A 23,065-nucleotide genomic window follows, 5' to 3' on the forward strand; every position below is an offset into this window, starting at 1 on the left:
CCTTTCTTGCCTTGCTTTCTCACAGTTGGGATAAAACGAATGTTCCACCGTGCGGAAGGGGGACTTCGTGCGTATAAAGCAGGTCATGTTCGCTCTGATCTTCATAACCGCTGCCATCGTTCTGGCGGTGATCGTCCTGCGGTTGGTGTTCGCACTGCCAGATATTTCGCAACGAGAGCGCCAGGAGGCGTTGGCCGCGGACCCTTCAACGCTGCTTGGCCGGCTGCTCGAGACGGGCGCTGCAGCGCATCCGGGCAAGACCGGCGTGCTGCCGCTTGCCGATGGCAAGGATGCGCTGGCGAGCCGGCTGGAGCTGATCGAGCGCGCGCAAGGCTCCATCGACGCGCAATATTACATCTGGCACGATGACACCTCGGGGATTCTGCTGCTGGATGCTCTGCGCGAGGCCGCAGCTCGCGGGGTGCGGGTGCGCTTGTTGCTCGACGACAATGGCGTACCGGGGCTTGATCCCTATATGGCTGCCCTAAACGCCTTGCCGAACTTCCACATTCGCCTCTTCAACCCGTCCACGGTACGCCGGCCAAAACTTTTCGGCTACACGTTCGATTTCTTTCGCATGAATCGGCGCATGCACAACAAGTCCTTCATTGTTGACGGCGCTGCGGCAATCGTTGGCGGCCGCAATATCGGCGACGAGTATTTTCAGATCGGCGAAGCATTCTACGTGGATATGGATGTTCTGGCGACCGGAGCGATCCTTCCCGAAACGGCTATGGTGTTCGATGAATACTGGAACAGCGCCTCGGTGTTTGAAGTCGAAAAGATCATTTCCGGGCCCGGAGATCTCCAGGGTTTCCATGCGCGTGTCGCACAGGTGCGCGCAAGCGAAGAGGCACGAACGGTTCTGGCAGACCTCGAAAGCAGTGCAGATCGCTACGCCAGAGGCGGTGCTGCACTGGAATGGACGGACGTGCAGCTCGTCGCCGACGATCCGGTGAAAGGAGAGGGAAAGGCCACGCGTGACCAGTTGATGATCATGCGCCTTGGCGCGATCCTGGGTGAGGCGCGTCAAAGGCTCGATCTGATTTCGGCCTACTTTGTGCCGGGCAGGATCGGAAGCAGCTATTTCAGCGATCTGGCAAAGGCCGGCAAACAGGTGCACATTCTGACCAACGCCCTCAACACGACGGATGTGCTCCTCGTGCACAGCGGCTATGCCAAGTATCGTCGTGGCCTTCTTGAGGCGGGGGTGAAGCTCTACGAATTGAAACTGCGTGGTGGCGTGACTCAGGAATCAGAATTCCAGCTAAAGCCTTTCGGCCTCTCGGGCGCCAGTCTGCATGCAAAGACCTTCGCGGTTGATGGCGAGCGCATCTTTATTGGGTCGTTCAACTTCGATCCGCGATCAGCGATCCTGAACTGCGAGATGGGCTTCCTGATTGACAGTGAAAGCATGGCCCGAAAAATCAGCGAGGGGTTCGACGACAGATTGGGGCTGGTCAGCTATCAGCCTCGGTTGACCCCCGAGAACAAGATGGTCTGGGTGGAAGAACGGCGCCAGCAGGACCCGATCATCTATCAGGAAGAGCCCGGTGCGACCTGGTTCCGGCAGATCGCGGCGGTGGTGGTCGGCTGGCTTCCGGTGGAGTGGCTTCTCTAGCACGGGTTCCAACTGGCATTTGAGGTCGAACGGAGGGAATATGAAGCACTGGATGTTGTGGTTGCTCGCCGGCATCGTTGCTTTGGTCGGCGGCCTTGCCGCTCTTTTCAACCTCGGCTCCGCTTCCAGTTGGACACTGACATTGGGTGGCTGGGCCCTGATCATCGCCGGCGCCCTGCAGGGGTGGGCGGCCTATAAGGCACCCAGTGTCCCCACGATGATTGGTGCCGGGCTGCTGGCACTCGCCGGCATCTTTCTCGGCCTGTCTCTTCTGTTCGGCCCGTTCGGCGATGGTCGTTTGTTGCAATTTCTCCTTGGAGCACTCTTGATTGCATCGGGGGCCGCGAAACTCTGGGTGGGGCGCAGCCTGCACGGTGATCGCGCATTTCCCGTGCTTCTCTGCGCGGGCGGCGTTTCCGTGGTCCTTGGGGGGATCGTGCTTCTCGGGGTGACGATCAATTTCGGTCTGATCGTGGCTCTGGAATTGTTGGCCAGCGGCGTCGCGCTGGTGCTGCTGTCATTGCGATTGAAAAGACATGCTGGAGAAAACTGACCCGCTTCGCGCATTTATCATCCTGGTTCTTGCCGTCATTCTCACGGTTTTGGTCGGGTGGATACTGGTTGTCGGGCGCTCGGTCCTGATGCCGATCTTCATTGCGGTGATCTCGGTCTATGTTCTCTTGACCGCGTCCGAAGCGCTGGGGAGATTGCCAGTGCTTGGCCGACTACCAGAGTGGATGCGGCGCGGCCTTGTTCTGGCGATTTTCGTTCTGGCCCTGGTCATGCTGGCCAGTGTGCTGGTCGGCACAGCCGAACAGGTGATCGCGCGTCTGCCAGTGTATCAGAAAAACCTGACGGACATGCTCACCGGCATCCTTTCGCGATTCGACATCGAAGAGATTCCCAATCTTTCAACTCTCGTTGAAACACTGTGGGGACGCATCAACCTGCAACGCCTCGCGGCCGTCAGTCTTGGTTCGGTCGGATCCCTGGCCGGCATCATCTTCATGGCCGTTGTCTACTCGACCTTTTTGATGGCAGAGCGGGGGGGCTTTGCCAGAAAGATAGCGGCGGCTCTTCCCAGAGACAGGGCCAGCCAGACCCACACGATTGTGCGCGACATCAACCGCAGCATCGGAGAGTATCTGGCGGTCAAGACATTCGTGAACATCATCCTCGGCGTTCTCTCCTTCGTTGTGCTCAAGCTCTTCGGTGTCGACTTCGCTCTTTTCTGGGCCGTCTTGATCGGACTCTTGAACTACATTCCCTATGTCGGATCACTCATGGGAGTGATGTTCCCGGTGCTCCTCACACTGGCACAGTACGGCTCACTCCAGACCACGCTTCTGGTGGCGGTTTTGCTGACCTCGGCACAGATGTGGGTGGGCAATGCCCTGGAACCGCGCATGATCGGCCGCAGGATAAACATGTCGCCGTTCGTTGTGCTGGTGTCGCTCGCCCTGTGGTCGTCTCTTTGGGGCATTCCCGGCGCTATCCTCGCCATCCCGCTCACCTCCATTATCGCCATCATCATGGCCAACTTCGAGAGCACGCGACCGATCGCCCTGCTTCTGGCTGACGATGTGCAGGCTGTGCTGCACAATGGCGAAGATGAGACTCGGTGAATTCCGGGTCGCGCAGGCGCGCTCTCCAAAACAAAACGGCCCCGCGATGCAGGGCCGTTGGACCTCGAAAACCGGTCGGCGATTAAGAATCGTTGACCACCGAGCGATTAACGATCTTCAAGCGGCCATCCGGTTGGACGACATAGATCTCACGGTAGCGGCTTCCCCCACTGTGGAACTCGTTGAACGTCACCGAACCCACCGGCGTCCTGGTCAGCGGGGATTGTTCGGGGTTGTAGTTGAGACTTCCACTGATCGGCTCGAGCGCCGCCGCGGGCGCGGCGATGTAAAGCGTGGCGAGGGCGGTTAAAACTGCTATTTTCATAATGGTTTCCGTATAAAAACTGGTTTGCTTCACGATCTCGGACTGGATATCGCCAGAACCGATGCCGGGAACATCGCAGCACGGATGTTCACTGTGAAATCAAGCAGTGGCGAGGGAAACCGTCACTTGCGATAAAGCCATTGGGACCAGAGTTCACGCAGGCGTTACGGCGCCGCCGTTGAAAACCCGGGACCGAACGACCATGGATTTCAGACAGTGAACGGGGTGACGGGGACGTTGTCGATAAGACGGGTTTCACCGAGCCAGGCGGCTGCGAGAAGCCTTGCAGGACGATCGGCGCGCTGAAGAGGCTCCAGGGTTTCTGCATCGCGCAGCTCGAAATACTCCACCCGATCGAACCCGGCCCGTTGCAGGGCTTTCTGAGCAGCTTCCAGAACGGGAGCAGCGTCAGCACCGCCGGCAAGGCGCGCCGCACTCTGCAGCAAAACATCTGCAATTGCGGGTGCGATGCGACGCTGCGCGTCTGTCAGGCGTACATTGCGGGATGAGAGAGCCAGATTGTCGGCTTCACGCACAGTCGGACAGCCGACAATCTCGACAGGGATGTTCAGGTCCGCCACAAGCCGGCGCACCACGAGAAGCTGTTGAAAATCCTTCTCGCCGAAACAGGCTATGTCGGCACCGCTTTGAAGAAGCAGCTTGGTGACCACGGTGGCAACACCGTCAAAATGTCCAGGCCTATGAGCACCGCACAGCCCCTGGCTGACGCCAGTGACCGAAACGGTGGTGGAAAACCCGGTGCCATACATCTCTTCCACCGGGGGGGCGAACAGGACGTCAATCTCGTAAGGCGCAAGCTTTGCCGCATCATCGGCCTCGGTGCGCGGATAGGCGGCAAGGTCGGTAGGATTATTGAATTGCTTCGGGTTGACGAACAGTGTGACGATCACCCGCTGGGCACGCGCCTTGGCCGTCTCCACCAGGCTGAGGTGACCCTGATGAAGTGCGCCCATGGTGGGCACGACGGCAACACGCTCTCCAGCGCGGCGCCACATGCGAACGCGCTCACGCAGTTCTGCGACCGTGCGCAGGATGCTGGGGTTCATTCCGTCTTTCCCTTATTGCCATCGGTGAAAATGTGAACATCGCTCGGAAATTCCCGGGAACGGACCTCTCGCGCATAGGCAGCAATGGCCGCATCCGAAGCCTCACCGAGTTCCGCAAAACGCTTGACGAATTTCGGCCGGAACGTATCGAACATGCCGAGCATGTCATCGACCACGAGTATCTGCCCGTCGCAGGTGCGCGATGCGCCGATGCCGATGGTGGGTATGGGGATCGATGTCGTGATGCGATCGGCCAGCGTGGCCGTCACCTTTTCGAGCACCACGGAGAATGCGCCCGCTTCGGCGACCGTTTCGGCATCACGCAGGATGTGGAAAGCATCGTCGCCGCGCCCCTGCACCTTGTAGCCGCCGAAAGTGTTCACGGCCTGGGGCGTCAGACCGATATGCGCCATGACCGGAATTCCGCGTCGCGTAAGGAACCTGATGGTCTTTTCCATTGTCTCGCCGCCTTCGAGCTTCACGGCGCCACAGCCGGTCTCCGCCATGATGCGGGAAGCATTGCGAAAGGCCTGTTCTGGCGATTCCTCGTAGCTGCCGAAGGGCATGTCGACCACAAGAAGGGCCCGCTCCACGCCCCGCCGAACAGCCTGTCCGTGCATGATCATCATGTCGAGAGAAACACCGACAGTGCTTCGCAGACCATGCAGGACCATGCCGACACTGTCGCCCACCAGCACTATGTCGCAGTGCCGATCGACGATGCGCGCAAGCGGGGTGGTGTAGGCGGTCAGGCAGACGAGCGGCTCGCCACCCTTTTTTGCCAGGACATCAGGGGGCGTCAGTGCCGAAATCCGTGCGTTAGCGCTCAAACTGTCCTCCCTTCGCATATCGACACGATGCGGAACACGCCGCGTCAAAACGATTGCGACAGGGATATGACATAGTTTTTTGCGGATGCGAAGGCGCGCAATGAAGATTGCCGAATGTCAATCGCTGTTGAAAATGTCAGTCGATGTAAGGGTTTGTGCAAGGCTGTCAGGCGTAGTCGGCATTCCTGCCAGCACCGATTGTGCCGCTTTTAGGCCAGCCGTGATGCGCTGCAATATCGGCCCGGGGCCCAGCGTATCCAGCGGTATTCCCCACCGTCCCTTGCCGGGTGTGCGCTGCGGCCACACTTTCAGCTCGAAATACCGCGCGGCTTTTCGATCCACATCGCCCCAATATTGGATGATTGTTGCATCTGGCGCGCTCTTGGCTATCCAGCCGAGATCCTGAATTCCAAGGCGCGGTTCATCTCTCGGCCGTTTGGCGAGAAGAATGGCGCGCCAGTCGTGTTCGAAGATCTGGTTGGCGTGCGCGACGACGGCCACCTGCGCGCCGGCCCGCCGGAGCCCTTTTTCCAGCGTGTCGGAGAGGGGATTGTCGCAGATTAGTGCGATATCCGCTCCCTCCACCGGGATTTCCGCCTCCTTGAGCAATTCGAGACAGAGGGCCGGGTGGCGATCTCTGGCACCGACCAGAGGATGCGATTCATTGATGGCGGAGATAGGAATGTCATGCTCAAGGCACGCCTCGATGTCCACTTCGCCTGCCAGCGTCATCCATGCCTCGTGCATCAGCGCCACCACCGAATGGTCGGGTAGGCGTTCGATGAGTGAGCGCGTGACAGGCCGGATGGATGGCCCGTTAAGAAGAATATTGGTCGCGCGGCAGGTTTCGTGATCGATCCGCTCGTCTACGGAAAGCCCCTTCACGAGGCCTGCAGCCTCGACCAGCGTGCGTGTGGCCTCCGCCGCCTCTTCGGCTGACTGGAAGCGGGTGGCCGTCGGTGTCACGGCGGTCACTGCAGCGGCTCCCGCCATCAGTGCGGTTGCTGCAGTGGCGGCGAGAAACCGGCTGTCCACGGGAACCACGACACGCAGTCCAGACAGACTCAGATCGAAGACACGAATGTTGTCTTCGATCAGTGCGAGCATGCCGGTTGTGTCTGTGTGCTGAAGTGCTCGTTCTGAACTGCCACTGCTTGCCATCAGAGTTCTGCCCGGTTCGCCGACCTTTCGTGGTCTACCGTCCGCTGCGAGGCCAGCCCGCCCCGGACGTGTCCATCCTTACGCGTGTCCTCCCCCGCTCCCGGTCCGTTCCTCTCCTTGTGAACCGGAAGTCATCCCTCGCCATGGCTTGCGCACTGGCGATCCGGAGCCTCGTTTCTGCGCGCGCCAAGCCGGGAAACCTTAATAAAGGCGGTGGCTTAGCGTTTCATTTTTGACGATTCTCATTCTTTCCAACTGCTGGAAATCATAAAAGCCCAGGCGCATCGTGCAGATAGAACGTTGGGGCAAATCCCCTGCGCTTAGGTGTTACAGCGTTCATCTTGTCAGCGTACCGGCGGGCCTCTTCTAATCATTTTGAAACGCATGTGCGTAGCGGCTGCGGTCCCGGTGCGAGAACGGGCCGCAAGCCGGGCGCTTCTCGTGTGTCCCCGGGTTCGATCAAGTTTGAAGCCGTCGCGCGCAACTGCCCGACGATTTCGATCTGACGCTGGAGCGCCTTCATTCGCCGTGTGTAGTCTTTCATGGACCGGGTCATGTCATCGATCCGCGTTGAGAGCTTGTTTTCACTACCGTGACTCTCAAAGCGCTCCTGCGCGAACGCCGCTGTAGCAGCGAGCCGCTCGCAGCGCTCCTTCAGGCCGCGGCGTTCGGCATGCAATTCCCGGTCGAGAAGGTCAAGCGTGTGGGCGAGCGTTTTGAACCGCAATGTATCGGTTTCATGGTCGCGCACCGCGCTGCGTAGACGCAAGGCTGAAAACATGGCTCTGTCACGCTCCGTTTCTCAAATGACTGTCGGGGAGTTTGACCCTGGCGACGCGGGGACGCAGCGATGGCTGTTTGCGGACGGCACCCGAGAGTGAAACCGGGGCCGGCTTTCGCCTGGCCATCTCCTCCTCGATGATCTGCTGCATCCGTTGTTTAAAATGGGCATCGCTGAACTGCTGCGCGTGCCGGCGAATGTCTTCGGGACGGAAACGCCCTTCCATGGCCTCGAAGCGATGCACCGCCTCAATGAGTCCGGCCTCGGACTGTTCGTTGAACAGGAGCCCGGTCTGGTCGGGTACGATCGAATCGAGCACACCGCCGCTTGCATGGGCGATTACCGGCCGGCCGCTCGCCATCGCCTCCACCGGCACAATCCCAAAATCTTCCGTTCCGGGAAAAACGAGCGCCCTGCAGCGGGCGAGCATATCCTTCAATTGTGAGAAGGGCGCCCGGCCCAGAAACGATACATTGGACCCGGCCAGCCGCTTAAGCGCCGCCATCTCAGGGCCTTCCCCGATGACAACAAGCTTGCGGTCCATCCGAGTGAACGCGCGTACGGCCAGATCGACCCGCTTGTAGCCAACCAGTTGACCGGCAACGAGATAGTAATCGCCCAGTTCGGTCGCCGGCGCGAATTCATCGACGTTCACCGGTGGATTGAGCACGATGGCCCGACGTCGGTAATATTTGCCGATCCGGTCGGCCACATGGCGTGAATTGGCAACAAATGCGTCGACACGTGCAGCGGTGGTGACGTCCCATGCCCGCAGAGCCGGGGCGATCCACGGCATGAGCAGCCGGGTCGGCAGGCCGGCGTTGGCCCGATAAAAATGGTAGTGATCCCACACATAGCGCATGGGCGAATGACAATAACACACATGCGTTGCCTGCGGCCCGGGCGTGATGCCCTTGGCGGGGCCGGATTCGCTGGAAATGATCAGGTCGTAGCCCGAGACATCCAGACTTTCCAACGCAAATGGCATCAGCGGCAGCAGTGACTGGTAATGCCGCCGAGCCCCCGGAATCTTCTGCAAAAAGGAGGGGATGACCCGGTGCCTGCGAATCTTCTCCGACACCCGCCTTTCGTCATAGACCAGCGTGAAGATGTCGGCCTCGGGATACATGTCGCACAGGGCGTCAACGACCTTTTCGCCCCCGCGCATGGAGACCAGCCAATAGTGAACGATGGCGACGCGCAAGATGCTTCTCCCGGATTTGCCCTCCGGAATAGTGCTTTGAAAAAGCGCAGCAGGGCACACCGACAATACGGTTGAACCCGTGTCTGAAGGGCGCAGAAGTGCGCTCAAACGGCCTAGGAGGTCATCCGATCGGGCGTCACCCAAACCTGTGCGACAATCAATCTGCGTCAAAAGCCCAATGGGCTTAGAGGCTTTAGGCGAAAGGGACTAGCCGGACACCATTTCAACTGAATTTACCTTCCCCCGTTTCCGCTGATGATCGATGGTGGGGGAGGCGGCTTTGCGTCTTCCCGAAGGCAATGAACACTCCGGAACGGGCAGAATGAAGCAGGCAAAAGCTGGTCTCACCATTTCCTTCCCCAAAGCACGATCATTCGTGCTTGCGGCGCTCGTGTTCACTCTTTGCTTTCTTGTCAGCGGTGTCGCTGTCCGCGCGCAGGATGAGTTTAAGCTTCTGGCGCAGACGCGGGTCAAGATTGCCGTGGTGGAATGGGACGAGGCGCAGGGAGAGTATCGGGAATGGACAGCCCTGAACGGTGAATACACTGTCTCGCCTGCAGGCATGGTAGCTCTTCCCTTGGTGGGCCAGCTCAAGGCGGATGGCAAAACCTCTCAGGAGCTTGCCGGTGAAATCGCGGCAGCACTTCAAAAGAGAACGGGACTGATTGCGCCGCCCGCCACCACGGTGGAAGTGGTGCGTTACCCGCCTGTATTCGTCACCGGGAGTGTGGAACGGCCGGGAGAGTTTGAGTTCAAGCCGGGGCTTAACGTTTTGCAGGCTCTGGCGATGGCCGGCGGCCGTGTCCGCAGGTCTGATCAGGCAGGTGGCTATTCCGAACTCGAGCAGATCCGCTACGCGGGTGAGATCGGACGTATCGATCTTCAGCTCCTTCAGCTCACGATCCGTAGAGAACGGCTCGAAACAGAACTGATCGAGGGCGAGAGTGTCGATTTTGATGCAGCGCTGCAGGGACGCCCCCTGGCCGGCCACGCAGCGCAATTCGTGCGGGATGAGCGGGCGATATTCGAAGCCCGCCGCAACGCCTATGAGCGCCAGCGCAACGCGCTCGACGAACTCGGTACGCTCTTCCGTGAGGAAATCCGGATTCTTGGCGAGAAGATGGTGGCGCAGGATCGGCAGATAAAAATCGCCGAGGAAGAACTCGGCAATGTCGCTCAACTGGTCAAAAGAGGCACCGTCACGAAATCGCGCGAAACCGGCCTTGAACGCATAGTGGCCGACCTGCAGTCCAGTCGGCTCGACCTTGCGGTGGCCTCGATGCGCGCCCGGCAGAGATTGAGTGAAACCGATCGTGATGCGCTCAGTCTCGAAGGCTCGCGGCGCACGGAAATCGGCGCCGAGCTGCAAAGGGTCAACCTGGAAATCGACGACCTGGAACTGCGCCGTGGAATGACGGAGCAGCTTCTTCAGGCAACCGGGGCGTCGATCCTGCGTCGTGAGGACAGGGCGTTCGAGCAGCAGCCGCTGCGGTTCAGCATCCTGCGCGGCGGTAGTGACAAAAAGCGTGTGGACGCGCTTGAAACGTCCGGGCTCGAACCCGGTGATGTCCTGGACGTGCAGCTGGATCTGCTGCGCGCCTCGATGCCGCGCGCTTCTCTTGAAAGCGAAATGAGACAGGCGCGGTCGCGTTAGAGAATTTTACAGCCAGACGGGCGGGGCAAACCATGGTGGTTCAGGAAATCAGGAGGCTGACCGGGACGGAGATGGCGTCCAGGGAAAGCGGGCGGCATGAGGACTATATTTCCTTTCGCGATATCTGGGCCTTCCTGCAAAGGCACTTTCTGGTCCTTGCCCTTGCGTCGGCCGCCGGCGTGGCGCTTGGCGCGCTCTACATCGCAAATACGGAACCTACCTATACCTCCATCGCCCGCATCGTCATCGATCGCGAGCAGGCGCGTATCGCATCGCAGGACGCTTCCACCGGCACCATCATCATCGAAACCGCGGAAATTGCCAGCGAGGTCGAGATCGTCAAATCGGAGGCAATTGCCCGCTCGGTGATCAGGCAGCTCAATCTGACCGAAGACCCTGAGATCCAGACGAGCAGCTCCTGGCGATCGGTCGTGCGCGGCGCGCTTGCAGCGACGCTCTCCATATTCGACCCGGTGACAGAGGACGGGGCGGAGATGGCGGGCGAGCCGAACGAAGAAGAGATCATGCGGCGCACCATGGCGGGTTTCCTGGGACGCGTATCCGTGCGCCGCGTGGGGCAGTCCTATGTCCTTGAAATCGGCTACACCTCCACCGACCCGGGCAAGGCAGCGCGCGCCGCAAATGCCATCGCCAACACCTACATGCAGTCAAGTCTCGATGCCAAATCGCAGATCATCGCGCGCGGAGCGCAATGGATCGAGGATCGGCTCGTGGAGATTGGACGACAAGCACAGGAAGCCGCTCTCAGTGCCGAGCAATACAGGAACAGCAACGATATCGCCCAGGTCGGTTCCTCTGGCCTTGATCAGCAGCAGCTAGCCGAGATCAGCAGCCAGTTGCTGGCGGCGCAGGCTGCGACCGCAGGCGAGGAGGCGCGGCTTGCCACAATCAACCGCATGCTGGCCGGGGAACTGCCTGACAGTTATGTAGGCGATGCGTTGAGCAACACCGAAATCAACCGTCTGAGAGCGGAACTCGGAGCGGCGCGTACGCGGCTTGAGACCTTGCAGACCCGCTATGGCTCCAATAGTGAACCGACCCTGGCGGCAAAGTCGGAGATCGCGCGGCTGGAAGCGCAGATCAACACCGAACTCGTTCGCATTCAAGGTGTCTACAAATCCAATCTCGACACCGCGCAGGCCCGCGAGGAACTGCTCAGGGAGCAGCTTCAGGCGATCAAGGGCAGTGTCACCGAAAAGAACCTGGCACGTGTTCAGCTTACTGAGCTCGAAAGCCGGGCAACCACCTATAGGCGCATGTATGAAAGCGTCCTTCAGCAACTCATCACGACACTGCAGAAGCAATCCTTCCCCATCGGTGATGCCCGCATGGTGACGGCGGCGACACCCCCGCTTGCGAAGAACTGGCCGAAAACCACGCTCATCATCCCCATGGCCCTGATGCTCGGTTTTGCCGGCGGTCTGGGGCTTGCGGGCCTGCGCGATGTGCTCGACCGACGCATCAGTTCGGGCGAGCGTCTGAGCCGTGAACTGGGCCTGCCGACACTTGGCCATGTTCCCTTCACCCGCTTTCAGCTGCCCGGCAGCAAGGGCGCCCTTCGGTTCGTGCTGGACGCACCCTATTCAGGTTTCTCCGAGGCGCTGCGTGGCGTGAAGAGCTCTATTGACGCGGCATTTCCTTCAGGTGGGCCGATCGTCGTGGGGCTCACTTCAGTCAGCGGCGACGAAGGAAAGAGCACCATCGCGGCCAATCTGGGCCAGCTCTATGCCAATGAGGGGCTGCGTGTGGTACTCGTCGATGCAAATTTCCGGAATCCGTTCCTGAGCTTGCAGGCGGCAAATTCCGGGCCAAAAGCTGGCCTTTCCGTTTATCACGGTGACGAACAGCCCGGTGACCCACCACCTGAGAAACGCAGGAAGGAAAAGCAGACTCCGATGGAGGATGGGTTGATCCTCCCGGTGCTTACCGTGGAGCAGATCCGAAAAGCTGCGCATCCGGGACATCGCTTTGGGCATCTGCCGGCTCTCAGGAAAAAGATCGAGGAACTCCGCCAGAACTACGATGTCATCATCGTCGATCTCTCGACCTTCGCCACATCGGCAGACACGCGGGCAGCCAGCGCCCATCTTGACGGTATCCTTTTGGTTCTCGGCAACCGGCGCAAGATGACCGTCGAATGGCTGGCGAGCGCACTCGCGACATTCGGCAAATCCCGTGTTGGAATTCTGGGTGTCGTCTTCAACAAGCGCAAAACCCGACAGTGGTGGCCTGCGATGGGGAGAAACCGGCTCGAAGCAGGAGGCCGTCATGCCGTTTGAACGTTATCCGGGCCGGACCGATCTTCGCATAGCAGTCGGCATCGCCACCACCGGGCGCAGGAGAATACTTCATTCGGTGGTGCCGCATCTGCTGGATCAGTCGCGTCTGGCCGATTGCATCGTCATATGCGCGGCAGACCGTGATGACGTGGACGCCGATGCGTTGGGCGCATTGCTTGATCGCACACGCATCGTGTTCGCCGAACGGGGGCTATGCCGGCAGCGAAATCGCATTCTCCAGGACATGGAAGACGTCGACATTCTGCTTTTTCTCGACGATGATTTCCTCATCGCACCGAACTATCTGGAAGAGACCGTGCGCATCTTCCGATCCTACCCCGACGTCGTCATGAGCACAGGTACGGTCGATGCCGATGGCATTCTCGGGCCGGGGATCCCGCTCGAAGATGGTTTGCGCATCATCCGTTCGCATTCGAAGACAACACCCACTGGCCGCGAAAAGCAGGTCTATAGCGGTTACGGTTGCAATATGGCGGTGCGCCTGTCGACCGTCCGCGGATATGGCCTTCGGTTTGACGAAAACCTGCCACTCTATGGCTGGCTCGAGGACGTGGACTTCAGCAGGCAGCTTGCGCGACACGGACGGATTGTAAGTTCTGAACGCCTCCACGGTGTTCATCTGGGCACCAAGTCAGGGCGAACCTCCGGCCTCCGGCTGGGTTATTCGCAGATTGCCAATCCCGTTTATCTGATGAGCAAGAAGACCATGAGCCCGCGTCATGCCGCTCCGCAGATCATGCGCAATCTCGTAGCCAACGCCGTCAAGTTTATCCGGCCCGAACCATGGGTGGATCGGCGCGGCCGGCTTCTCGGCAATATGCGGGCCGTCGGTGACCTGGTGCGCGGCCGCCTCTCACCCCGGAACGTGACCGTTCTGGAATAGGGGGGATCATGCGTCCGGGGCGGGTTGTCCTCATTAATGATCGGTCGGCGGAGATTGGCGGGGCGTCGAACCTGTCCTGCCTGGCTGCGCGGATACTGCGTGAGGCCGGCGTGCCGGTAACCTTTTTTGCTGGGGATGAACCTTCAGGAATGACGCAGCCGCAAGCGATTCATCTCAATGGAAAGCCGCTCGTTGAGCGTGGGCGTCTGTCTGCCCTTGCGGGCGGGCTTTATAACCGGGATGCCTACAAAGCCCTGAGGGGCTGGGTCGCCGGACACGACAAACCTTCGACCATCTATCACGTGCATGGATGGTCCAAGATTCTGTCGCCATCCATCTTTCGCGCCCTGATGCCCGTGCGCGAGCGGGTGGTGCTGCATGCACATGATTATTTTCTCGCCTGTCCCAATGGCGGCTTCATCAACTATCCGGCATCGTCCATTTGCACCCTCGATCCCATGTCGCTTCGCTGCCTGACAACCCAATGCGACAAGCGTGGCTATCATCAGAAGGCCTGGCGCTCCACGCGGCACCTGCTGATGCAGCGCTTCTTCGCACTGCGCAGCCGGCCCGCCAATATCGTCCTGGTGCATGAGCAGATGCGGGGCTTCTTCAAACGCGCTGGAATTGACGACAGTCGCATGGCAACCATCCGCAACCCGGTCGCGCCGTTTCTGTCTTCAAGGACCCAGCCGCACACAAAACACGATTTCTTCTTCATCGGCCGGCTGGAGCCGGAGAAGGGATTCGAAGACGCAGCACGGGCCGCGCGCCTCGCCGGCGTTCCCCTGCAAGTGATCGGCGAGGGCGCTGGCCGTGCGCTTCTTGAGGAACGCTATCCGGAGGTGACGCTTCATGGTTGGTGCAATCGTGCCCAGATGGCGGACCGCCTGCGCGATGCACGATGCGTCATTATCTCTTCACGGGTACCCGAGCCGTTTGGCCTTGCCGCGCTGGAGGCGGTGGGGAGCGGCATCCCGGTGGTGCTTCCGTCCCATGCTTTGTTGGCTGCTGAACTGGCGGAGGCAGGCGCGGCATTCACGTTTCCCACGGGGGGCATCGAGGCTCTGGCTGCCAAGCTGCGCCGATTGGCCGACGACGACGATCTGGTCTTGGCGATGAGTGAAAGAGCCCGCTCATGCGCGCCGCATCTCGCCAACACGACGGAGAGCTGGCTGGAGGCGCTGTTGGCTCTCTATGCCAGGATTCTGGATGACGCGATCAAGGCACGGGCGCCGACGCAGGCGCCGAAAGAGCGAACGGGTGCGCAAGCTTTCGGAACAGCCGGCACCGCCCGGGAAGCCGGGGCTTGATTCTAATGCTTTTGGCCACGCAGCCAGCCAGTCAAATGAAGCCGGTTAGTCCGGCTGCGCTGCAGGGGTAGTCATGGTTCGATTGTGCGGTGGATTGCACCTAAATGGCCCCGCCCAATACCCCGATGGAGTTATATCACGGGCTTTGCGGGGCCTTATAATGATCGACGGCGAGGCAAACAAAACACCCAGGGGCGGGTTCATGCTGTACGCATATGATGATTCCGTAAAGCAGGGACTGGAGCTGCGGAAAGTCAGGCATTTCCGCTCTTACGTCATTTTGAAGAGAACGTTCGATGTTGCATTCAGCATCCTCGTGCTCATCATTCTTCTCCCTGCGATTGCGCTCATTTCTCTTGGCATTCTGATCAGCGACGGACGGCCTGTCTTTTATCGGCAGAAGCGGATCGGACGCGACGGCAAGGTGTTCGACTGCTTGAAGTTTCGCACCATGCGACGCGATGCGGATCGCTTGCTCAGAGAGCTACTCGACCAGAACCCGGTTCTTCTCCAGGAATGGCGCGCCTGTCAGAAGCTGCGTAACGATCCGCGCATTCATCCCATCGGCCATCTTCTGCGGATGTCGAGTCTCGATGAGTTGCCGCAGTTCGTGAACGTGCTGCGCGGTGAGATGAGTGTGGTCGGTCCGCGCCCGATCGTCGAGGACGAGATGGTACGCTATGGAGAGCGGATAAACGATTATCTGTTGATGAAACCCGGCATCACCGGTCTTTGGCAGGTGTCAGGACGCAGCGACACGTCTTACGCCGAGCGGGTTCAACTCGATGTCCAGTATTTTCACGACCGCACGACTTGGCTCGATCTGAAGATTGTCTGGCGCACCGTCGGTGTCTTTCTGTTCGACCGCAATGGCTGCTGACGAAAGGTAAGGCGCAGAGAGGATGACCCTCTAGAAAAGGAAGAACAGCAAAACGGCCAGCCAGACGACGAGGCAGAAAACAACAACGAACCAGCGTATTGAAACCTTGGCGCTGATTGCCTTGAACGGCCGCGCAAGGAAACCATGGTTCAACTGGTCTTGTTTGCTTGCATCTCGCACTGGCTGCTCATTGTCCGCCACAAAGCATCGAAACTGGAAACCAGACTAGGGAAAACACACAAATTCGCGTCCCCGCATCGGGCATTAGGCCGTATCGAGCCTCGTCATCCACACGGCCGCACACTCATGAACCCCATCGTCAAGGACGACGAATCATCAGTGTTCCAGAGGAAATCGTAGCGGAAGCGCCGGCACAGGTGAATAGCGGCAGGGGGGAAGGCAACGTGAAACCGGATCACAAACCACCGCAACATGATACACAACCGGGTGGATTTTTCGGATTGTCGGTCTCGACGCTCCTCGGCGGTGGCGTGTGGGTCATGGTGGCGCGGCTCTTTTCGCAGGTCGCGCAACTGGCGGCCTTTGTGGCCGCTGCCCGTGTTCTTTCGCCGGCCGAGTTCGGCTTTTTTGCGTTTGTGTCAGCCATCGCCTTCCTCTTTGTCGTCGTGAGCGAAGGAGGATGGGCGGAATTCATCATGCGCGCCGATCATGGTGAGCAGCGATTGCCGCAACTCACTGCGATTGCGCTTGCCAGCGGCTGTGGTTTCACCGCTGCCGGGCTGACTTTGGTTGTTCTCGTGGGCGCCTTCTGGTTCCCGGCCTGGCAGGCATGGCTCTTCGCGCTGTTTGCGCTCTGGTTTATACCTGCGGCACTCAACGCGGTGTACGACGGAATGCTGGTACACCGGAATCTTCTCAACAGACAGGCGGTGATCCGCATTTTTGCGGAAACGGTGGGGCTTGCGATAACACTGTTTGGCCTCTGGGCCGGGTGGAACATCGCCGCACTCGTGGTCGGGCGGCTGGCCACGCACATCTTGAGTGTCCTTGGCGGGGTCTGGGTGATCGGCTGGATCGCACCGAAAATCCCGAGCCGTGCGGTGTTCGCCGAGGTGATCCACTTCGCGCGCTATATTCTGAGTGTTCGGATCATCGTCTTTGCGCGATCCTATTCCGGCACGCTGGCGGTCGGCGGCTTGCTCGGCCTTGCGGATGCTGGCTACTACCGGGCGGCGGAGAGGATCGTGGCCGCCTTCTCGGAACTGGTTGGCGAGCCGGCCAGACTGCTTGCCTGGGTTGTTTTTCGCCGCGCAAACAGCCGGAACGCTCCTGCCACGGCAGTTGATCCGGTCACCCGTGCCGGCAGCTTTTTCCTCCCAGTTCTTTTCGCCATCGCAGCACCCGTTTATCTCGGTCTGGTTCTCGTCGCCGGGAATCTGGTGGACATTGCCCTCGGGGCAGCCTGGGCGCCGGTGGCACTGGTCGTCAAAATCCTCGCGATCCGCCAGCTCCTGATGTTCCAGGGATATGTAACGGAGCCGCTACTGGCGGTTCGCGGCGAGGTCAAACGGCTTTGGCCATTGTCGCTGTTCATCAGCTTCGCCTCGATCCTTATGATCGTGGTTCTCGCACCCTTTGGGCTTGTGTATGCGGCGCTCGGGCAATGCGTGGCGGCTGCCTTCGCGGGGGCGCTGTCGGTCTGGTTCCAAATACGCTACGGAAAGCTCGACTGGATGGGGATCTCCGCCAATAGTGGTCTCATCATGCTGGCGGCCGCCGTGATGTTCGTCGGCGTTTCGTCCCTTGCTCACTGGCCCACCGAGGCTCACATGCCGGCCTATTCGCAAATGGCGATGCAGGTTCTGGTGGGTGCACTGATTTATCTGGGCGTTCTTTATGCAAGCTGGAGATGGACAGGCTGGCTCAAGTCCGGCCGATAAAGCGCTGTCTGCTCACCCGAGAAGTCGCTTCTTGAGATGATCGGCAAGGCGCAGCGTCATGGCGATGATCATCAGTGTCGGATTGGCGTGGCCGGGGGTTGGGAAAACCGAGCTGCCGGCCACAAAAAGTCCTTCGATCCCGTGAACCCTGGCGTTCGGATCGACAACGCTTGTCTTCGGGTTCTCCCCCATGCGCGTGGTGCAGGCCGGGTGGGCCATGTCGCTGAAAGGGGCGTTCGCGAAATCTTCATCCAGGACCCAGGGTTCGAGTTTGGGCTGTGGCAGGCCGACCCGCCAGAATTCGGCCGAAATGAGTTCGGCGAGCCGCGCGAGACTGGCGGCTTCCGCCCAGCCGATCTTCCAGTCCACACGCGCCAGCGGTACGCCCAGACGATCACGTGCCGATGAGAGCGTTACGCGGCTGTCGCGGTCGGGCCTCTGTTCGGCCATGGCGTCGAAGCGCAGTTCGGTGAGCTGGCGTGGCAGGCCCCGTTTCATGATGAGCCGGCGGTGCAGGCCGGCTGCCAGTCCGCCGGGGGCCGCAAGTGCGGTCCTGAGATCATCGAGCCGAAACCGTCTCCTGCTGGAGTAAAATCGCTTGAGAGCCAGCCATGGGTCGTTCGGAGCCAGCACCTGCACCGGATAGGTGGCGCAGTTGAGCAGGCCCTCACGCGCCTGCAGACGCGGACTGAGGGCCAGTCCTCGCAGATAAAAATGCGTGCGACGGTTGTGACTGAGCCCGTAGAAGCCGAAATGCTCGGTCACATCCTGCAGCGTGTCTTTTCCAAAGCGGGCGATCACGGTTCGCGGATGGTCAGCCAGGTATCGGCCCACGCAGTCATGATCGTTGCCGATGCCCTGTGTGGCCACATTCGTGGATGCCAGGAGCATGCGCACATTTTCAATGCCGCCACCACACAGCACGATCACCGGTGCCCGTATCAAGGCGTCCACCCCGGAAAGGCTTCTGACATCGAGTGTTTCCGCCTTCCTCCCGCTTTCACATAGTCCAATGCCGGTAACGGTCGCATGTGTGAGAATATCAATGTTGTCCGCTGAGAGTCCTGCCGGGAGCTCCGAAAACCGCAATGGCTCGTGGCTCTTGGGCTTATGGCTGAATTGCCAGAAGAAAGTGCGCAGCAGGTTGTCATTGAGATCGATTTCAGCAGGCGGCGATTTCAGTCGGCGGAAAAGTGCCTTGTCGTAGATATTGGGACCGAGGTTGAGCAGCTTTGCTGCCCGGTCGAGCACATCCGCCAGATCGCGCCGTTGCAGAGGCCAGCCGGAATCGGGAACCCATTGACGCGCGTTGAAGTCGATCTCGTCGAATGCGGCGCATTTGCCAACCCAGGTGTGCGTGCTGCCACCCACCATCCGGTTGCGCAGTTCGAATGCTGGAATGTCGTTGAGCCAGGCGAGGTCACCTGTGTAACCTCGTTGAAGAGGCATGGTGCCCCGAGTGTTCGGTTCGCCGATATTTTCGACTCGATTGAGGAGCTGGATTTCGGAATCAAACTCCACGCCGCCGCTTTCGATCAGGAGTATCTTGAGACGTGTATCGGCAAATTCCCGCGCAAGCGTCAGTCCGGCCGGACCCGCCCCGACAAGAGCGAGATCGGTGTCAAACCGTGTGCCGGATGGCACGCTGCGCAAATCTAGAATGGACACACTGCCCCCTGAGCGGGCTACCAGAGCAACACGTCAGTTGCGAAGGAGTGAGTTCGCTGCGTCGTAAAGCCCCGACAAAAGGCTATCAAAATCCAGCGCCCGGCCGAACTCATCCAAATTGCATAGAAGGGGCAGCTTGCTAAGGGTTTTGGCCATTGCCGGGTAGGGCAAAACGCACTGCCGCTACATTATTGGATTATTTGAAAACCCCATGGCCCGGGCATACGCTTCAGGGACAATTGGGGCGCCGCGGGCGTGGCTCGCCCGTCGGCCAAGCGGGAAAACACCATGGCAAAAGTTGGTTTGCGTGAGTGGCTGGCCATCGGCGGGGTCATCGCCTCGGGGCGTCTTGCCCGATATGGTGGCCCCGGCGAGGGGCCGCTCGACCGGTTCGAAAAGGCCTTTTCCGAAAAGTTCGGCGTCAAACATGTGTTGACGGTCAGCAGCGGCACCGGCGCGTTGATCAGCGCACTGGCGGCCTCCGGCGTGGGGCCCGGCGACGAGGTACTCGTGCCCGCCTATACATGGATTGCAACGGCCGCTTCCGTGCTCGCGGTGGGAGCTGTCCCGGTCATCGTCGATATCGACGAGACGCTGACCATGGATCCCGAAGACATTGCGCGCAAGATCACCCCGCGCACCCGCGCCATTCTGCCGGTGCACATGGCCAACATGGTCTGTGACATGGCGGCGATCACAACACTCGCCCGTCAGAATGGGCTGATGGTCATCGAGGACGCCTGCCAGGCGGTGGGGGTGAGCTATCGGGGGCAGCGTGCCGGCACGATTGGCGACATTGGCGCTTTCAGCTTCAACCAGTTCAAGAACATGAACATCGGCGAGGGTGGTGCGGTGACCTCGCAGAGCGACCGGTATTTCGCCCGCGCCCGTATGTATCACGATGTGGGTGAACTCTTTCGCGGGCATCTCGACAACTACAACGAGCCGAGCTTTTTCGGCGTGAACTTCAAGGCCAGCCAGATACAGGGTGCGATGCTCAATGTGCAGCTTGGAAAGCTGGATCCCATGCTGCGCCGTATGCGCAGGCGGCATCAGGTCATGTCGCACATCCTGTCGGGCAGCGATGCCTTCCGGCTCGGACCGCACAACGACCCGCAAAACGCCGTCGGCCTCCATGTTCTGTTCGAGACGGAAGGCGAGGCCAAGGCCTTTGCTGCACGGAACCGGCGCGGCGTCTACCGTGTTTTCGATTCAAGTCGTCACGTCTGCACCCACTGGACTCCGATCCTGGAGAAGAGGGCATTCCATCCGGCCATGAACCCCTATGGCTGGGCTTCGACCGATGTGGAGTACGGGCCCGACATGTGTGCCCGCTCGCTGGATATTCTGAAGCGCACTTGCCGCATCAGCCTGGGCGAAAACTATCCCACGGCGCTGATGGCCTATCTCGCCCGCCGCATGGCCGGACGGAAAACGCCGGAAAGGCGGCTGTCCTATGCAGCTTAAACCCGTCAGCATCGGCGCCAGCACGATCGATATTTGGCAATGGTCCCTGGACGTATCCCTGGATGCGCTTCCACCGCTCGTCTCGGCACTCAACGAGGCGGAGTTCGCACGTGCCTCGCGTTTCGTACACGAGCAGCACCGGTTGCGGTTCATCACCGGGCGAGGTCGGCTGAGGGCGATCCTCGGGTCCTATCTAGGCGTGGCGCCAAACCGGCTTTCCTTCTCATACAATGTCTTTGGCAAACCCCGGCTTGCCGGGCGCGGTGAACCGCCGCTTCATTTCAATCTCAGTCACAGCGGCCCGACGGCGGTTCTCGCCGTTTCCGATCGCTATCAGCTCGGCATTGATATCGAGCGCGTCCTTCCGTTCCGGGAAAATCTCGCAGAGCACTTCTTCTCAGTGTCTGAGAATGAAGCGCTCAGGGCGGTGCCGGCGCAGGATTATCTGGGAGCATTCTTTCGCTGCTGGACGCGAAAGGAAGCGTTCGTGAAGGCGCACGGTGCGGGGCTTTCGCTGCCGCTTGAGTCCTTCGATGTGACCATCGATCAGACCGGCCAGCCGCGGCTGCTCAGGCTCGATGGCGTGGACGATGCGCCGGACCAGTGGCAGTTTCTCAACCTCACCCTGCCGCGCGGTTATGTCGGCGCGGTCGCGGCGCTCACGGCCGGCAACGCCGTCGCGCTCAACTATCGCGGCGGCACGCTTCAGCCTGCCCGGCGAGAAAGGCGCGGAGCCTGGCGGCCCACCGCGCGCATCGAGCACCATCAGGCGTTGAGCCGCGCATCCAGAATATAGCGTGAGCCGCTCGCATCGAAATGATGACAGCCGGTCAGCCCCGGTTTGAAATCGGGCAGAATGCGGCGCACGCATGTTTCCCGATAGTCGTCGATGTCGAGCTGCTCGATCTCCATGATATTGAGGCCGTAGCCATAGATGCCGTGCGCATTGTATTGCGCCGGTCGATAAAGCCGGCGATGGCGCGAGAAGATGCGGCCGCCATTGCGTGCCGTGGCGCTGCCCACCACCACGGGATTGAGGCGATGGGGAACGATCCGTTTCAGTTCCGGCCCGTCAACCTGAAACGCATAGAGCGCGGAACAGTGATCCTCGAACGCATGATGCTCCGAGAGATTGGTGAAAAGCCACCACTGTCCGCGATGTTTGAAAAGGGTGCTGTCGGCAGTCGACCACCCTTCGAAGGCCCGTGAATAGGGCTCCCAGATCAACGGAAAACTGACCGCACGCCAGATCTCGATACGCTTCCTCTGATGTGTTTCAGGCATAAGGAAGATCTCGTCGCCTTCCCGGAAGACGAAGGGAAAGGAGAGGTGCTCGTTGCCACCCAGCGCGATGCCTATTGGTTCGAAGCCGTTGCGCGTGATCTCGCCCACCGCGATATGTGCCCGTTCATCGCCACGCGCATAGTTCTCGTAGAAAAGGTAGGTTCGTCCCTCATGATGAAACAGGAAGGGGTCGGCCTTGATCGCCGTATCCGTCGGCGGGATCTCTATGGCTTCGCTGGGATCGAAATCGTCAATCGCGCCGCGCCCGCTGAAGAGTGTCCATACGGCGGTTTCCTGATGCGAGGCGCGGCGCATGCTTTTGAGCAAGCGCTGTGCGATGTTTCTTGTCAGTGAAGCCGCATAGCGCCCGGTCTTCAAAATGCCGGGTGGCCTCAGTGTGCGGACGGCATCGGGGGCGTTGATCGGTTTGGGCAGCCTGCCGGTTTCCGCCGCGCGCCTGAGTTCGCGCACGAGAAGCAGAACGGACTTTTCCTTGATGAAGGCGGAATTGCGCGCTGCGCTGAACTTCACGTTGAACTCGGCTTGCGCAACGACGTGTTTTTCTGGTTGTCGCGCCGTTTCGAGAAAAAGCGACAGTCTGCTGGTCGGAGTGCCAGCGGCGACGTCTGAGATTCCGTCCCAGCTGGCAGATCCCGACTGCGTGAAAACGTGGCTGAGCGACCACACACCAAGCGGGAGTGCATGAAGGATTGCTTCAGGCAATACTGCATTGCAATGGCGAAGGATCATGTCGAGTTGCAGTCCGTGCCGGTCGCCATTCTCCACGGCGTCGGCCAGCGGGATCATGAGTATGGCTTTTCGTGCGCGCTCGAACCGTTTCGCGCTATAGTCCGACTGGCGCGCGAAAAGCGCAGCGTCGAGCTGTGCCACCATTTTGGTGATCATGCTGGCCTTTGCGCCAGCCGGTTTCGAAGTTTCCAGGAACGCAACCAGACGGAAACGGCGGTCCGCAATCAGCCGTTCGATGAGCTGAAGTTCCCAGTTTTCGAACGGCTGCCCGGCCCGTCGCATGATGCCGATGCGCAAGGGGCCAGGCGCTGGCCTTTGCTTGCCCTTATG

At 60.1% G+C, this 23,065-nt stretch carries 19 protein-coding genes; 11 read left to right on the forward strand and 8 right to left on the reverse strand.

Annotation, left to right across the window (positions count from 1 at the left end):
* Positions 1–67: 67 nt before the first annotated feature.
* Genes HF949_RS07800 through HF949_RS07810 form a run of 3 tightly spaced genes read left to right on the forward strand, consistent with a single transcriptional unit; the run spans position 68 to position 3,246 of the window.
* Entirely contained in the window at positions 68–1,621 is a 1,554-nt protein-coding gene (locus HF949_RS07800; RefSeq protein ID WP_292899622.1) for a phospholipase D-like domain-containing protein, read from the forward strand.
* 40 nt (positions 1,622–1,661) lie between these two features.
* Complete coding sequence (locus tag HF949_RS07805; protein WP_292899624.1) at positions 1,662–2,174, forward strand: HdeD family acid-resistance protein; 513 nt, start codon at positions 1,662–1,664, stop codon at positions 2,172–2,174.
* Positions 2,158–3,246 (forward strand): AI-2E family transporter, encoded by a 1,089-nt coding sequence (locus HF949_RS07810; RefSeq protein ID WP_292899626.1) that lies wholly within the window; start codon positions 2,158–2,160, stop codon positions 3,244–3,246. Before HF949_RS07805 ends, HF949_RS07810 begins: the two co-directional genes overlap by 17 nt.
* Before the next feature lie 82 nt (positions 3,247–3,328).
* Here the strand turns inward: HF949_RS07810 and HF949_RS07815 are convergent, their stop codons facing one another.
* The 6 genes from HF949_RS07815 to HF949_RS07840 all read right to left on the reverse strand — a co-directional run bounded on the left by HF949_RS07815 (position 3,329) and on the right by HF949_RS07840 (position 8,614).
* A complete protein-coding gene (locus HF949_RS07815; protein ID WP_292899628.1) occupies positions 3,329–3,571 on the reverse strand; it encodes a hypothetical protein in 243 nt (80 codons plus the stop codon).
* A 209-nt stretch (positions 3,572–3,780) separates the two neighbouring features.
* Positions 3,781–4,638 carry a pantoate--beta-alanine ligase gene (gene panC, locus HF949_RS07820; RefSeq protein WP_292899630.1) on the reverse strand — a complete coding sequence of 286 codons (858 nt, stop codon included), beginning with the start codon at positions 4,636–4,638 and terminating at the stop codon, positions 3,781–3,783.
* On the reverse strand, positions 4,635–5,468 hold the full coding sequence (gene panB, locus HF949_RS07825) for a 3-methyl-2-oxobutanoate hydroxymethyltransferase (RefSeq protein WP_441338392.1): 834 nt from the start codon (positions 5,466–5,468) through the stop codon (positions 4,635–4,637). The genes panC and panB overlap by 4 nt, the downstream gene beginning before the upstream one ends.
* A gap of 117 nt (positions 5,469–5,585) precedes the next feature.
* Positions 5,586–6,575 (reverse strand): hypothetical protein, encoded by a 990-nt coding sequence (locus tag HF949_RS07830; RefSeq protein WP_292899634.1) that lies wholly within the window; start codon positions 6,573–6,575, stop codon positions 5,586–5,588.
* 424 nt (positions 6,576–6,999) lie between these two features.
* Positions 7,000–7,410, reverse strand: coding sequence for a hypothetical protein (locus tag HF949_RS07835; protein WP_292899636.1), 411 nt, complete (start codon positions 7,408–7,410; stop codon positions 7,000–7,002).
* Between the two features lie 7 nt (positions 7,411–7,417).
* The gene (locus HF949_RS07840; protein ID WP_292899637.1) at positions 7,418–8,614 is read right to left on the reverse strand and encodes a glycosyltransferase; all 1,197 of its coding nucleotides are present in this window, start codon (positions 8,612–8,614) and stop codon (positions 7,418–7,420) included.
* A 322-nt stretch (positions 8,615–8,936) separates the two neighbouring features.
* Here HF949_RS07840 and HF949_RS07845 point away from each other — a divergent pair, with 322 nt between their 5' ends.
* The 6 genes from HF949_RS07845 to HF949_RS07870 all read left to right on the forward strand — a co-directional run bounded on the left by HF949_RS07845 (position 8,937) and on the right by HF949_RS07870 (position 17,566).
* Complete coding sequence (locus HF949_RS07845) at positions 8,937–10,268, forward strand: polysaccharide biosynthesis/export family protein (protein WP_292899639.1); 1,332 nt, start codon at positions 8,937–8,939, stop codon at positions 10,266–10,268.
* Positions 10,269–10,300: 32 nt separating this feature from the next.
* On the forward strand, positions 10,301–12,568 hold the full coding sequence (locus tag HF949_RS07850) for a GumC family protein (RefSeq protein ID WP_292899641.1): 2,268 nt from the start codon (positions 10,301–10,303) through the stop codon (positions 12,566–12,568).
* Positions 12,558–13,472, forward strand: coding sequence for a glycosyltransferase family 2 protein (locus tag HF949_RS07855; RefSeq protein ID WP_292899643.1), 915 nt, complete (start codon positions 12,558–12,560; stop codon positions 13,470–13,472). The genes HF949_RS07850 and HF949_RS07855 overlap by 11 nt, the downstream gene beginning before the upstream one ends.
* 8 nt (positions 13,473–13,480) lie before the next feature.
* Complete coding sequence (locus HF949_RS07860; RefSeq protein WP_292899645.1) at positions 13,481–14,785, forward strand: glycosyltransferase family 4 protein; 1,305 nt, start codon at positions 13,481–13,483, stop codon at positions 14,783–14,785.
* Between the two features lie 202 nt (positions 14,786–14,987).
* Entirely contained in the window at positions 14,988–15,665 is a 678-nt protein-coding gene (locus HF949_RS07865) for a sugar transferase (protein WP_292899647.1), read from the forward strand.
* 461 nt (positions 15,666–16,126) lie between these two features.
* Positions 16,127–17,566 carry an oligosaccharide flippase family protein gene (locus HF949_RS07870; RefSeq protein WP_292899649.1) on the forward strand — a complete coding sequence of 480 codons (1,440 nt, stop codon included), beginning with the start codon at positions 16,127–16,129 and terminating at the stop codon, positions 17,564–17,566.
* A 12-nt stretch (positions 17,567–17,578) separates the two neighbouring features.
* On the opposite strand, the gene HF949_RS07875 is transcribed toward HF949_RS07870, so the two are convergent.
* Positions 17,579–19,234: a GMC oxidoreductase gene (locus HF949_RS07875; RefSeq protein ID WP_292899651.1), complete on the reverse strand. Its 1,656-nt coding sequence runs from the start codon at positions 19,232–19,234 to the stop codon at positions 17,579–17,581.
* Positions 19,235–19,522: 288 nt separating this feature from the next.
* Here HF949_RS07875 and HF949_RS07880 point away from each other — a divergent pair, with 288 nt between their 5' ends.
* Together HF949_RS07880 and HF949_RS07885 are read left to right on the forward strand one after the other, a co-directional pair.
* On the forward strand, positions 19,523–20,701 hold the full coding sequence (locus HF949_RS07880) for a DegT/DnrJ/EryC1/StrS family aminotransferase (protein ID WP_292899653.1): 1,179 nt from the start codon (positions 19,523–19,525) through the stop codon (positions 20,699–20,701).
* Complete coding sequence (locus HF949_RS07885) at positions 20,691–21,497, forward strand: 4'-phosphopantetheinyl transferase family protein (RefSeq protein WP_292899655.1); 807 nt, start codon at positions 20,691–20,693, stop codon at positions 21,495–21,497. Before HF949_RS07880 ends, HF949_RS07885 begins: the two co-directional genes overlap by 11 nt.
* Here HF949_RS07885 and HF949_RS07890 read toward each other — a convergent pair.
* A complete protein-coding gene (locus tag HF949_RS07890; protein ID WP_292899657.1) occupies positions 21,467–23,017 on the reverse strand; it encodes a glucosamine inositolphosphorylceramide transferase family protein in 1,551 nt (516 codons plus the stop codon). The genes HF949_RS07885 and HF949_RS07890 overlap by 31 nt on opposite strands.
* Positions 23,018–23,065: the final 48 nt, after the last annotated feature.

Source organism: Nitratireductor sp., assembly GCF_017794765.1.
GTDB lineage: Bacteria > Pseudomonadota > Alphaproteobacteria > Rhizobiales > Rhizobiaceae > Nitratireductor.